This window comes from Caenimonas aquaedulcis (assembly GCF_015831345.1).
Classification (GTDB): domain Bacteria; phylum Pseudomonadota; class Gammaproteobacteria; order Burkholderiales; family Burkholderiaceae_C; genus Ramlibacter; species Ramlibacter aquaedulcis.
Window position 1 is genome coordinate 937073 of record NZ_JADWYS010000001.1, and the last position, 12753, is coordinate 949825.

The window sequence follows — 12753 nt, forward strand, 5'->3', positions numbered from 1 at the left end:
CGCCATGGCGCTCACGCTCACCCTGCCCAAGTCGGACGGCACGCTCTCAACCTACGCCCTGCGCGGCACCGAGCCCGTCAAGCCCGCGCGCGGCGTGCGCTTCGATCGCATCGCGTACTCCGCCGCGCACGTGGTGGCCGATCCGCTGGCCGCGATCGACCCCTGGTTGCAATGCGCGATCGACTGGGATGCCACGATCGCCTACCGGCAGCGCTTGTGGTCGCTCGGGCTCGGCGTCGCCGAGGCGATGGACACGGCACAGCGCGGCATGGGCCTGGACTGGCCCACGTCCCTGGAGTTGATCCGCCGCTCGCTCGACGCCGCGAAGGATTCTCCGGGCGCACGGGTCGCATCCGGCTGCGGCACCGACCATCTCGCGCTCGACGCCGTGAAGACCGTCGATGAAGTCATTGCCGGCTACGAAGAGCAGATGGCAGCCATCGAAAAGCTCGGCGGCACGCTGATCGTGATGGCGAGCCGCGCACTGGCCCGCGTCGCGAAGAACCCGGCGGACTACGAGAGGGTCTACGACCGCATCCTCTCGCAGGCGAAGCAGCCCGTCATCCTGCACTGGCTGGGCGACATGTTCGATCCCGCGCTCGCCGGGTACTGGGGGAGCGCCGATGTCGATGCCGCGATGGACACGGCCCTGGGCATCATCGCCGCGCACCCGTCGAAGGTCGACGGCATCAAGATCTCGCTGCTGGACAAGGACAAGGAGATCGCGATGCGCCGCCGCCTGCCGACGGGCGTGCGCATGTACACGGGTGACGATTTCAACTACGCCGAGCTGATCGCGGGCGACGGCGCCGGCACCGAACCCACGCACGGCAAGAGCGATGCGCTGCTCGGCATCTTCGACGCCATCGCGCCGGCGGCGAGCGCGGCGCTCGGCGCGCTGGCGCAAGGCAAGGTCGAAGAATTCCACGCGATCCTCGGGCCCACCGTGCCGCTCTCGCGCCACATCTTCGCGGCGCCTACGCGCTTCTACAAGACAGGCGTGGTGTTCATGGCATGGCTGAACGGGCACCAAAGCCACTTCACCATGGTCGGCGGGCAACAAAGCACGCGCTCCCTGCAGCACCTCGTGCAGCTCTTCCGGCTCGCGGATGCGGCGAACCTGCTGGAGCAGCCGGAGCTCGCTGCGCGGCGAATGAAAACCCTCCTCGCGATGCACGGCGTCGAAGCCTGATGCGGGACTTTTCGGGCGACCACCGCTGGCTGTCGATCAACACGGCCACCGTGCGCAAGAGCCGCGGCACGGACCTGCCCCTGCCGGACATCATCGAGGCGTGCGTGCGACGCGGCATCCGCGCCATCTCACCGTGGCGCGACCAGGTCGCGGCGGCAGGCCTCGCCGAAGTGTCGAAGCTGGTGAAGACGCACGGCCTGGAACTCTCCGGCTACTGCCGTGGCGGCATGTTCCCCGCGGCCGACCCGGCGGGCCTGCGTGCGGCCGACGACGACAACCGCCGTGCGGTCGACGAGGCGAAGGAATTGAATGCGGCGTGCCTGGTGCTCGTGGTGGGCGGCCTGCCGGGTGCGCTGGCCGGCAAGGCGGCCCACAAGGACATCGCGCTCTCGCGCACGCAGGTGCACGACGGGATCGCGCGGCTCCTGGAGTACGCGCGCGCCGCCGGCATGCCGCTCGCGATCGAGCCGCTGCACCCGATGTACGCGGCCGACCGGGCGTGCATCAACACGATGGAGCAGGCGCTGGACGTCTGCGATGCGCTCGACCCGCCGCGCACCGGCGCACTGGGCGTCGCGGTGGACGTGTATCACGTGTGGTGGGACCCGAAGCTGCAGGCGCAGATCGCGCGGGCGGGCAGGGAGCGCCTCCTGGCGCTGCACGTCTGCGACTGGCTCACGCCCACGACCGACCTGCTGAACGACCGCGGGATGATGGGCGACGGCGTCATCGACATCCCGCGCATCCGCGGCTGGATGGAGGCGCAGGGCTTCGCCGGCTACAGCGAAGTCGAGATCTTCTCCACCGGCAACTGGTGGCTGCGAGACCAAGGCGAGGTGCTGGACACCTGCATCCAGCGTCACCGCACCGCGGTCTGAGCGGCGGTCAGCCCGCCGAGGAATGCACCTGCAGGCCGGGCCGCACGCCATTGGCGGCCGGACGCAAAGCGGTGCTGCCGGAATCGATCTCGCCGGAGAGCTGGCCGCCCTCCTCGATCACGATCTTGCCGTAGCGAACCTTGCCGGTGACCTTGCCGGTCGAATAGATCACCAGCTTCTGGCGCACGGTGAGGTTGCCGTCGAACTGGCCGCGAATTTCCGCGATGTCGATGTCGGCCGAGCCCGTGAACGAGCCGCGCTCCGAAATCTGGATGACGCGAGAATCCATCGTCGCCTCCACCGAGCCTTCGACGACCAGCGTGTCGCAGTCCGTGATCTCCACGCCCTTCAGCTTGATGTTCGGGCCGACGGTGAGCTTGCTCTCGCCTTCCTTGGCGGGGGCGGAATTGGCTGCAGGCGCGGTGGGCGCGGTCGTCGCAGTTGCCGGCGTGATGCCTGCCGCGGCGGCGGCGTTCGGGTTGGCGTTGCGCTGGCTGTAGGCGTCGGGTTCACGCTTGTTGAAGAACGGGGACTGCATGGCCATGTGGTTTCCTCTGGGTGGCGTTGTAAGAGTTGCCGATGCTACGGACGAGCCTCATTACATGTTCACGGCGCGGCGCAAGTTCGGTAACCAAGTTCGTTGCCCGCGCAAGACGCGGGCGCCGCCCGCGCGCGACTTTTTTCGCGGCAAACGTGTCCGGATGTTGCGGCGCCGACGAGTTCGGAGCAGGATAAAAACCAGAGAGAGGGGAATCCGAATGAACATCTGTGCGTCCAGACTGTTCGTTGCGCTGGCCTGCGCAATGCTCCCGCCTGCTGCCGTGCGTGCCGCGCCTGCGGACAGCCCGGGTGAGCAGTCCTTCGACACCAGCGCCGGCAACCTGATCGCCGTGCTTCGCGAATCGCGCGGCGCGAACAAGCAGGACGAGTCGCTGCGTCCCTTCGGCCAGGTACGCGCCGTGCTCTCCGACGGGCGGGAAATCGCGCTGGACACGAGCTGGTTCCGCTACCTCGGCGACATGCACATCCGCCTGGTGTTCGACGGCGGCGAGAAGATGCAGAGCGCGTCGTCCGACGACCTCAAGCGCCTGCAGCTGTCGCCCGACGAGGCGCTGCGCGTCGCGGTGTCCAACCTCCGCCGCCTGTATGGCGCGCCGTCGCCGCTGCCCTGGAGCGGCAAGCTGATGCAGGTGCAAAGCGAATCGGACGACTTGAACAGCAGTTACTTCCTGGACCGGGAGTTCTGGAAAGACCTGCTCAAGGAACACCCCGAAGGACTGGTCGTCGCGGTGCCGCGCCGCGGCGGCCTCGTCTACGCGCCGGTATCCGACGAAGTGTCGGTGGCCAACCTGCGCTTCAGCGCCGCGGCGCTCTATGCCGGCGGGCCCGGCGCGCGCCTCTCCTCCGCGCTCTACCTGTTCAAGGACGGCCGTTGGTCCGTCTTCCAGCGCGGTCTGCCCGAGGCTCAGTAGCCGACGGTGTAGCGCGCGCCGCGGAAACTCAGCACCGCCGACTTGGCGGTGATCTGCTCGAGCCTCACGCCCGAACCGAGATCCGCGCCCTCGGCGGCCACCTGCCCGTTCACGATCAGCATACGCTGCGCCTTGTTGGCGGAGTACACGCCGCCATTGATCACGATCTTCGGCGCGTCCGCGGGCAGGCCCTGTACCGGCGGCATGGGCTGCGCCGGGGGCATGGGTCCGCGCGGCGCGGCGCCCTGCACCGGTGGCGGGATGTAGCCCGGCGCAGGGCCGGCGGGCTGCGGCTGCATGCCCGGACCCTGGGGACCGTGCAGGGGTGTCATGCCCTGCGGCTGGCCGGTCGCGGCCGGCGCCGCGATGAGGGGCGCGGGCTCGGGCCGGGAGGCTTGCATCGCGAGCGGCGCGGGCGCCTGCACGGGAACGACGGAGGGCGAAGGAATGAGCGGCGCGCGGGCCACCACCACGGGAGGCGGCAGGACTTGCGCGGCGGGCGCGGGAGGCGTCGCCCGCATGGGCGCCTGCGGCGCGATGGCGACGTCCTGCGCCGGGCCGGGTGCGGCCGGCACGGGCCGCAGGGCCCACGCCGCCAGCGCGATCGCACCCAGGCCCGCGATGCCGCCGGCCCACAGCAGCGACCGCTTCGCTCGCCATCCGGGGGCCTCGCCCCCGCCGCCTTGCAGGGGTTGCGCGTGGATGCCGCGCGCGGGATCGCCTTCGCGCTGCGCGTCGGCCTTTCGGAGGGCATCGAGGATGTAGGACATGGTGTTCAGGAAGCGTTTCGCAGGCGCGGCTCTTCGACCCCCGCCGCACGATTGAGTTGCATGAAAGTCATCGGCCCGGGCTGGCCGTCGGCCGCGAGGCCGTGCGAGAGCTGGAATGCCTTCAGCTGCGCGCCGAAGGACGGGCCCGGACCGAGCTGGGAGGTCATCCACGCCCGGGTCTCCGGCGCGGTGGCGGCGGGCTTGCGCGCGTCGAAGCCCGGCGGCTGTTGCCACAGCGTCGCGAAATCGCCTTGCCAGCGGCCGGCCAGCGCGGCGATGCTCACGCGCTGCTCGACGCCGGCCGCCACCAGGGTGGCGCTCTCGCGGTCGAGCGCGGTCAACACGGCGTAGCGCGGCGCGCCGCCGCCCGCATCGAGCGTGAGGATGCCGGGGCGCCCGAGCTCGCGGATCTCCGCGAGGCTGAGGCTTCGGCGGAAGCACTGCAGCCTCTCGGCCTGCAGCGCCTTGCACGCGTCGCCCGGGGGGAGCGGCGACACCTTCCATGACTTCGCCAGCTCGCGCCACGCATCGTCGAAGCTGGTGAGAAGCGTCGGCGCGAGCGCGGCGGTCGTCGCCGGCGAAGCCGGGGCCGACGCGCCCGAAGACGCACGCGAGGGGGCAGCCGCCACCGCCGCGCCCAGCGAGGGCGGGGCGGGCCGCGAGCCGAAATGGGTCGCCACCGCGAACAGGGCCGCGCCGGCGGCGAGCCCGGCCGCCACCAGCGCCGCGCTGCGCCGATGGTCCGGCCGCGGGGCATCGGCGCCCGTGTCGAACACCTCGCCCGCCGCCTTGTCGACCGTCGCGCGGTCCACCGAGGCCTGGCTGTTGGCGAAGGCGCCGAGCAGCGCGCGGTCGCACAGGAGGTTGATGCGGCGGGGCACCCCGCGCGAAAGCTCGTGGATGCGCTGCAGCGCCGTGCGTTCGAAGGGCATCGGCCGGCTGAGGCCCGCGACCTCGAGGCGGTGCTGCACGTAGCGCGCCGTCTCCGCCGGCGTCAGCGCGCCCAGGTGGAAGCGCGCGATGACGCGTTGCGCCAGCTGCTCGAGCTCCGGCCGCGCCAGCATGGCGCGCAGCTCGGGCTGCCCGATGAGGATGATCTGCAGCAGCTTGCGCTCGCGCGTTTCCAGGTTCGTGAGCAGGCGCAGCTGTTCCAGCACTTCGGCCGACAGGTTCTGCGCCTCGTCGATGATGAGGACGTTATTGCGGCCGGCCGCGTGCTCCGCGAGCAGGAAGTCGTTCAGCGGGTCCAGCAGCGCCTTCACCGTGGGCGGGCCTTCCGTGCGCGGCATGGCGATGTGGAACTCGTCGCAGATCGACTGCAGCAGCTCGATCACCGTGAGCTTGGGGTTGAAGATGTAGGCCACGTTGCAGCCGGGCGGAATCTGCTCGAGGAACAGGCGGCAGACCGTCGTCTTGCCGGTGCCGATCTCGCCCGACAGCAGCACGAAGCCGCCCCCGCTGCCCAGGCCGTAGAGCAGGTGTGCGAGCGCCTCGCGGTGGCGCTCGCTCATGAAGAGGAAGCGCGGGTCCGGCGCGATGGAGAAGGGCTCGCCCTTCAGGCCGAAGTAGGGGGCGTACATTGGCCCCTAGGATAGCGCCATCCCGCAACGCAGAGCCTGGCGGCCTGCGCGCGGCAGGGGAATCAGGCGGCGGCGAGCGCCGTACGCCGCACCTTGCGGACGTTCAGCGCGCTGGTGATGAGCACGGCCTGCATGACCACGAGCCCCAGCCAGACGCCCCGGTACTGGTGGTGGTCCATCAGGGCGCCGAAGAAGAGCGGCGCGATCGCCTGCCCGATGTCCAGGCCCGAGTAGACGACGCCGTACACCCGGCCGGTCGCGTTTTCGGGAGTCGATTTCTTCACCAGCAGGTCGCGCGAGGGCCCTGCGATCCCGCTGGCGAAGCCCATCGCGCCGAAGAGCGCGGGCACCGCCAGCGCCGGCACCGGCGCGAGGCCGACCAGCAGCGCGATGGCCGCCGCGGCGCCGAAGCCCAGGCCGACCACGCGCTCGCAGCGTTCCGGGTTGGAGGCGAGGAAGCCGCCCAGCACCATGCCGCCCGCGCTGCAGATCATGTAGACGGTGAGGCAAGCCGCGGCCAGCGCGGTGGGAACGCCATGCAGCTGCTTCGCCGCCTCGGGCGCGAAGGCCTGCACCACGCTCAGGACGACCGCATAGAAAAAGAAGAAGCCGAAACACATCCACACCGCGGGAATCCGCAGGAAGTCGAAGTTGCCCTCTTCCTGGACCGCGCCGGGGGGCTTGGGCGGGGCAGCCGGGAGCTCCAGCCGCGAGCGGTTCAACCACAGGACGGCCAGGACAGCGAAAGACATCGTGCCGGCGGTCATGAGGGCCGCCTGCCACGAGTACGCGATCGCGATCGGCACGACCACGGCCGGCGCGAGCGCCCAGCCGAGGCTGCCGGTGATGCCGTGGAAGCTGTAGGCGTGCCCGAGGCGCGGCGGGCTCACCTTGCGGTTGATGAGCGTGTAGTCCACCGGGTGGAAGACGCCGTTGCCCATGCCCGCGATGACTGCGAAGAAGGCCATCGTCCAGTAGTTGGGACTGGATGCGAACCCGAACGCGGCCGCGCCGATGAGCGCGAGGCCGCCGAAGAGGATGGGCCGCGGGCCGTAGCGATCCACGAGGAAGCCCGAGGTGGTCTGCACCGCGCACGACACGACGAAGAAGATCGTCATCAGGAAACCCAGCTCGATGTAGCTCGCGTGGAACGCATCCTTCAGCCAGGGAAAAAGCGGCGCCAGCAGGAGCTGCGAGAAGTGGCTGATCATGTGCGCGAGGCCCACGAGGCCGATGACGCCGGCGTCCTGGCGAAGGCTCACCGGCGCGGCGGCGGCGGAAGCGGTCATGGTGCTCATGCGTGGCATCGTAGCGGCGGGCGGCCTTTCTGAAATGCGACAAAACGCCAGCTTTCGGCGAAAATCGGCCAAACCCGCTTCCGTCCATGCCGCGCCCGCGCCCTGCCCTGCACGCCCTTGTCGGCGATACCGATGCCTTCCGGCCCAGCCGCCAGCGGCCCGTGCGCGTGCGCGCGCGCAACATGCAGGCCGACAGCCACTTCGAGCCGCACCACCACGCGTGGTCGCAACTCGCGTATTGCGCGAGCGGCATCGTGCAGGTCACGGCGGAGCAGCACCTGGGCAAGGGCGACGAGGTGACGTTCATCGTGCCGCCCTCGCGGGCGGTGTGGATCGCGCCGGGCGCACGCCATGCGGTGCACGTGCTGGAGGACGCGCGCTTTCGCACGCTCTACATCGACGCGTCCGTCACGCCGCAGGGATGGACGGATTGTCGGGTGATCGTGGTGTCGCCCCTGCTGCGCGAACTCGTGCAGGCGCTCGACGCGCCCGCCGGGACCGCCCTGCCCCGCGCGCGCGAGGAGCGGCTCACGGGGCTCGTGCTCGACGAACTCGCGCACGCGGACAGCCAGGCCCTGGGCGTGCCGCTGCCCCACGCGCAGACGGGCGACAAGCGCCTGCGCGCCCTGTGCGAGGCCGTGCTCCACGCACCGTCGGAACGCGGCACCCTGGCCGAGTGGGCGGCGCAGGTGGGCGCGAGCGAGCGGACGATGGCCCGCTTGTTTCGGGAGGAACTGGGCACGAGCTACCAGCAGTGGCGGCAGCAGGCCGTGCTCGCGCACGCGCTGCCGATGCTCGCGAAGGGCGCGCCGGTGAGCCACGTCGCGGCGGCCAGCGGCTATGCGAGCGACAGCGCGTTCACCGCGATGTTCAAGGCGGCGATGGGCCAGCCCCCGACCCGCTTCTACCCCCTCAAGGCCGACGCATAGGCGGCCGCGATGGCGGGGTCGCGGGGCGGCGCGGCGCGGCCGGCGACGAACACCTGCGCGAGCGGGACCTCCGGGCTCGAAAAAACCATCGCATCCAGCACGTGCTCCGCATCGACGCCCGCCAGCGCGGGTGCGCGCGCGTCCACGACCATGAAGTCCGCCCGCTGCCCCGGCACGATGCCGCCGAGCGGCACGCCCGCCGCGGCCGCGCCGCCTTGCAACGCGCCTTCGAACAGGGCGGCCGCGCTGCTGTCGCTGAGCGAGGCCTGCGCCGCGATGTTGCGTTTGCGGTGCACCAGCCGCTGCGAATACTCCGCGAGCCGCAATTCCTCCTGCCAGCTGCGCGTCACATGGCTGTCGGAGCCGATGGACCAGCTGCCGCTGCGCCCGAGCCAGCCCGGCAGGTCGAACACGCCGTCGCCGAGGTTCGCCTCCGTGCTCGGGCACAGCACGATGGAAGCGCCCCGGTGTCGAACCGCGTCCAGTTCGTCGGGCGCGGCATGGGTGGCATGCACGAGGTTCCACCTCGAATCCAGCCGCACATTCGCGGCGAGCCATTCGATGGGCCGGCGCCCGAGCTGGATCTGGCAGTCATCCACTTCCTGCTGCTGCTCGGCGATATGGATGTGCAGGGGCATGTCCTCGGCCGCGCCGGCAACGAGTTCGGCCAGGGCCGGCGCGCCGACCGCGCGCAGCGAGTGCACGGCGACGGCGCTGGTGACGAGTGCGTCCGGCGCCGCCGCGCGGACCTCCTTCGCGATGCGCAGCACCGACGCGGGCGTCGACGCGAAGGGCTGCTGGTCGTCCCGCAAGCCCGCGGCCCCGAAACCGGATCGCATGTAGAGGGTCGGCAGGAGGGTGAGGCCGATGCCTGTGCGCCTGGCGGCGCGCACGAGCGCCATCGCCATGTCCAGCGGGTCCGCGCCGGGCGCGAGCGACGCGTGATGCAGGTAGTGGAATTCGCACACCTGCGTGTAGCCTGCATGCAGCAATTCCTCGTAGAGGAATGCTGCGACCGCCTCGAGCCGCTGCGGGTTCATGCGGTGCGCGAGCGTGTACATGCGGTCGCGCCAGGACCAGAAGTTGTCCGCACTGCCGCCGCTGCGCTCGGCCAGCCCCGCCATCGCGCGCTGGAAGGCGTGGCTGTGACCGTTGACGAGGCCGGGCAGCACCGGGCCTGCGAGATGCACGGCGCCTTCGCGCGCGCTCGCGGGGGCATCCGGCTCGACAGCGGCCCACCGGCCGTCCGGCCCCACGGCCAGCACGACGTCCTTCAGCCAGGCCCCGCCGATCCACGCGGATGCCGCGAAGAATCGCCGCGGCTCAACGCTCATACAGCGCATTGCAAGCCGCCAGCGCGGCTTCGATCATTTCGCGCAGCACGGGCTGCACGCCCCCCGCGCTTTCATTGTCGTAGGCGTACGGCGGCTCCTCGCCCATGTACAGGTTCTGGCACATCTCCAGCTGCACCGCGTGCACGTTCGACGCGGGGTCGCCGTAATGGCGCGTGATGTAGCCGCCCTTGAAGCGCCCGTTGACGACATGGCTCACATCGCCGAAACGCGCGGCCGCCTGCGCCACCGCGCTCTCGATGGAGGAATGGGCGCTCGCGCCGCCCGCGGTGCCGATGTTCAGGTCCGGCAGCACGCCTTCGAAGAGCCACGGGATCTGCGAACGGATACTGTGCGCGTCCCACAGCAGCGCGAAGCCATGGCGGGCGCGTATGCGCGCGAGCTCGCGGCCCAGCGCGGCGTGGTAGGGCTGCCAGTACTGGACGCGGCGGCGCCTGCGCTCCTCGTCCGACGGCTCGCGGCCGGGCCGGTAGAGCGGATCGCCGTTGAAGAAACGTGTCGGGCACAACTCGGTGTTGGACGCGCCCGGATACATCGGCGCATCGTCCGGCGGCCGGTTGAGGTCGATCACGTAGCGGGCGATCCGGGGACGCAGCACGGTGGCGCCCAGCGCCGGCAGGCAGTTGTAGAGGCGGTCGAGATGCCAGTCCGCATCTTCCACCTGCAAGGCGCGCGGCACGTAATCCGGTTTGAGGTCGTCGGGAATGTCGGTGCCCAGGTGCGGCATGCTCACGAGCAGGGGCGATTCGCCGGTGTTCAGGAGGTAGGTCATAGGGGACGGCCTTCGAAGACGGTCTGGATGCGGGGGTTCGCGCCGATCGCGTACGCGAGCTGTGCAGGCCGCTCGACGTCCCACAGAACGAAGTCGGCACGCGCACCCGCGGCCAGCACGCCGCGATCGTGCAGCCCGAGTGCCTGCGCGGCATGGCGTGTCACGCCGGCGAGCGATTCTTCGGGCGTGAGGCGAAACAGCGTGCACGCCATGTTCAGCATCAGCAGCAAGGAGGTGCATGGCGAGCTCCCCGGGTTGCAGTCCGTGGACACCGCGATGGGGACGCGATGCTGCCGCAGCAGCTCGACGGGCGGCACGCGCGTCTCGCGCAGGAAGTAGAACGCGCCGGGCAGCAACACGGCGACGCTGCCCGCGCCCGCCATGGCCTGCGCGCCTTCGGCGCCCAGCCACTCCAGGTGGTCGCAGCTGAGCGCGCCGTAGCGCGCGGCCAGCTGCGCGCCGCCGCTGTCGCTCAGCTGCTCCGCGTGCAGTTTCATCGGCAGGCCGAGTTTTCGCGCAGCCTGGAACACGCGTTCGGTCTGCGCCGTGCTGAAAGCGATGCGCTCGCAGAAGGCGTCGACCGCATCGACCAGGCCCTCGCCGTGCAGCAGCGGCAGCATGCGCACGACTTCGTCGACATAGTCGTCGGCGCGTCCCGCGTACTCGGGCGGCAGCGCGTGCGCGCCCAGGAACGTGGTGCGCACTTCGACGCCCCCACGCGCCCCCAGGGCGCGGGCGGCGCGAAGCATCTTGCCTTCGTGCTCCAGGGACAATCCGTAGCCCGACTTGATCTCGAGGGTCGTGACGCCCTCCGCCACCAGGGCTTGCAGGCGCGGCAGGCTTTGCCGCACCAGCTCCTGCCCGCTCGCGGCGCGCGTTGCGCGCACCGTGGAGGCGATGCCGCCGCCGGCCCGCGCGATCTCCTCGTAGCTCGCGCCTTGCAGCCGCAGCTCGAATTCGTGCGCGCGGTCGCCGGCGTACACCAGGTGCGTGTGGCAGTCGATCAATCCGGGAGTGACGAGCGCGCCGCGCGCGTCGTGGCGCATCGCGCATCGCTCCTCGAGCCCGGGCGGAAATTGCGCGCGCGGACCGATCCACGCGATGCGCCCGTCCTCCACGGCGATCGCCGCGTCCTCGACAAGACCATAGGCGGCCGCATGGCCCGCCTGCATCGTCGCGGCGCGGCAGTTCGTCCACAGCTGGACGGTCACTGCGCGATCTCCATCCACAGGCCCTGCGTCGCCTGTAGCGTCACGCGCCCGCCCATGTCGAGGTGCCGCCAGGCGAGCGTGCGCGGCGGCAGCTCCAGCGTGGCGCCTTCGAAGGTCGCGCTCGCGGCGTGCTCGCCGGACCACAACGCGACCGCGCTGCCCGAGGCCACCGCGAGCGCGAGGCTGCCATGGACGCGCTCCATGTGCCCGCGCCCCTGGCGCACCATGAGGTTGAAATCCTCCGTCGGGCCGCCCACCAGTTCCGACTGCGTCGCCACGCCGCCGTCGAAGGACAGCGGTGGCGAGTCCGGCCGCAGCGCATGCGTGTTGCCGCCCATGCTCAGCCGCACGCCGTCGCCCGAGAGCACCGCGAACCAGCGCTCGACGCCTTCGAACACCGAGAACGGGCCGTCCTGCGCGATCGTCGCCACCGACATGCGCCAGTGCCAGTGCTCGCGCACGGGAAAGACGACGAGCTCGCGCGTGGTGCCGCCGCCGTTGCGCCACGGCGTGGGCGGGATGGAATCGACGGCGATGCGGTGCCAGCTCATGGTGTCCTTCCGGTGCGGTGTTGTCAGGCCTGGAACTGTCCTGCGAAACTGTAGCGCGTCCCTGGGTAGACGAGGCGCGCGATGCTCGCGACATGCGCGCCGCTCACGGTGCGCCGCATCATCGCCAGGCACGGCTCGGTGCGCTTGATCGCAAGCGCCCTCGCCTCCTGCGCGGTCGGCAGGCAGGCTTCGATCGAATAGCTGGCCTCGGTCAGCGGCGCGTGCTGCAGCAGGTGCAGCGTGGGCGAGGTCTGCGTGAAGTCGGTCGCGAGGTACGCGGGCGCGGCCGCGGGGTTCACGTACCGGTCTTCGTACTGGATGGGCACGCCGTTTTCCATGTGCACCATCACGGTGTGGAACACGGCGTCCGATGCTTTCAGGCCCAGCGACTGCGCGACCTCCTCGCCCGCGGGTTCGCTGGCCGCCCGGAGCACGCGCGTGGTGTGCTCATGGCCGCGCTCGACGACCTCCTCGTGGATGTCGCGGATCGAGAGCCGGGACGAGATGCGGTGCAGCTGCGCGACCCGCGTGCCGGAGCCCTGCACGCGCGTGACGAGGCCCTCGTTGGCGAGTTCACGCAGCGCGCGGTTGACCGTCATGCGGCTCACGCCGAACTGCTGCATCAGCGCGGCCTCGCTGGGCACGGTGTCGCCCGGCTTCCACTTTCCGCTGGCGATGTGCCGGCGCGTCCAGGCCTTGACCTGTTCGTACGCGGGAAGTGCGCTCTTTGCCATGGGAGGCGAGGATA

General features: G+C 70.8%; 13 protein-coding genes. 4 read left to right on the forward strand and 9 right to left on the reverse strand.

The annotated features are described in order from the left end of the window. Window positions 1-4 precede the first annotated feature (4 nt). Together I5803_RS04410 and I5803_RS04415 are read left to right on the forward strand one after the other, a co-directional pair. Window positions 5-1192 (forward strand): dihydrodipicolinate synthase family protein, encoded by a 1188-nt coding sequence (locus tag I5803_RS04410; RefSeq protein ID WP_196985186.1) that lies wholly within the window; start codon window positions 5-7, stop codon window positions 1190-1192. Next, window positions 1192-2070 (forward strand): sugar phosphate isomerase/epimerase family protein, encoded by an 879-nt coding sequence (locus I5803_RS04415; protein ID WP_196985187.1) that lies wholly within the window; start codon window positions 1192-1194, stop codon window positions 2068-2070. Before I5803_RS04410 ends, I5803_RS04415 begins: the two co-directional genes overlap by 1 nt. A 7-nt stretch (window positions 2071-2077) precedes the next feature. Here the strand turns inward: I5803_RS04415 and I5803_RS04420 are convergent, their stop codons facing one another. Further along, window positions 2078-2614, reverse strand: coding sequence for a bactofilin family protein (locus tag I5803_RS04420; protein ID WP_196985188.1), 537 nt, complete (start codon window positions 2612-2614; stop codon window positions 2078-2080). A gap of 259 nt (window positions 2615-2873) precedes the next feature. Here I5803_RS04420 and I5803_RS04425 point away from each other — a divergent pair, with 259 nt between their 5' ends. Then, window positions 2874-3542: a DUF1444 domain-containing protein gene (locus I5803_RS04425; RefSeq protein ID WP_196985189.1), complete on the forward strand. Its 669-nt coding sequence runs from the start codon at window positions 2874-2876 to the stop codon at window positions 3540-3542. Here I5803_RS04425 and I5803_RS04430 read toward each other — a convergent pair. The 3 genes from I5803_RS04430 to I5803_RS04440 all read right to left on the reverse strand — a co-directional run bounded on the left by I5803_RS04430 (window position 3536) and on the right by I5803_RS04440 (window position 7190). Continuing rightward, window positions 3536-4312: a general secretion pathway protein GspB gene (locus tag I5803_RS04430; RefSeq protein WP_196985190.1), complete on the reverse strand. Its 777-nt coding sequence runs from the start codon at window positions 4310-4312 to the stop codon at window positions 3536-3538. The genes I5803_RS04425 and I5803_RS04430 overlap by 7 nt on opposite strands. A gap of 5 nt (window positions 4313-4317) precedes the next feature. Beyond that, window positions 4318-5892, reverse strand: coding sequence for an AAA family ATPase (locus I5803_RS04435; protein ID WP_196985191.1), 1575 nt, complete (start codon window positions 5890-5892; stop codon window positions 4318-4320). Between the two features lie 62 nt (window positions 5893-5954). Then, complete coding sequence (locus I5803_RS04440) at window positions 5955-7190, reverse strand: MFS transporter (RefSeq protein WP_196985192.1); 1236 nt, start codon at window positions 7188-7190, stop codon at window positions 5955-5957. 86 nt (window positions 7191-7276) lie between these two features. On the opposite strand from I5803_RS04440, the gene I5803_RS04445 reads away from it, so the two are divergent. Continuing rightward, on the forward strand, window positions 7277-8119 hold the full coding sequence (locus tag I5803_RS04445; protein ID WP_196985193.1) for an AraC family transcriptional regulator: 843 nt from the start codon (window positions 7277-7279) through the stop codon (window positions 8117-8119). Here I5803_RS04445 and I5803_RS04450 read toward each other — a convergent pair. From I5803_RS04450 to hutC, 5 genes are read right to left on the reverse strand one after another with little or no spacing between them, the layout of a single operon-like run. Then, window positions 8095-9453: a formimidoylglutamate deiminase gene (locus tag I5803_RS04450; RefSeq protein WP_196985194.1), complete on the reverse strand. Its 1359-nt coding sequence runs from the start codon at window positions 9451-9453 to the stop codon at window positions 8095-8097. The two genes, I5803_RS04445 and I5803_RS04450, sit on opposite strands and share 25 nt — an antisense overlap. Beyond that, a complete protein-coding gene (gene hutG / locus I5803_RS04455; protein ID WP_196985195.1) occupies window positions 9443-10243 on the reverse strand; it encodes an N-formylglutamate deformylase in 801 nt (266 codons plus the stop codon). Before hutG ends, I5803_RS04450 begins: the two co-directional genes overlap by 11 nt. Then, complete coding sequence (hutI, locus tag I5803_RS04460) at window positions 10240-11415, reverse strand: imidazolonepropionase (protein ID WP_231402563.1); 1176 nt, start codon at window positions 11413-11415, stop codon at window positions 10240-10242. The genes hutG and hutI overlap by 4 nt, the downstream gene beginning before the upstream one ends. A gap of 35 nt (window positions 11416-11450) precedes the next feature. Continuing rightward, window positions 11451-12005 (reverse strand): HutD/Ves family protein, encoded by a 555-nt coding sequence (locus I5803_RS04465; RefSeq protein WP_196985197.1) that lies wholly within the window; start codon window positions 12003-12005, stop codon window positions 11451-11453. 23 nt (window positions 12006-12028) lie between these two features. Then, a complete protein-coding gene (gene hutC, locus I5803_RS04470) occupies window positions 12029-12739 on the reverse strand; it encodes a histidine utilization transcriptional repressor HutC (RefSeq protein WP_196985198.1) in 711 nt (236 codons plus the stop codon). Between the last annotated feature and the right edge of the window lie 14 nt (window positions 12740-12753).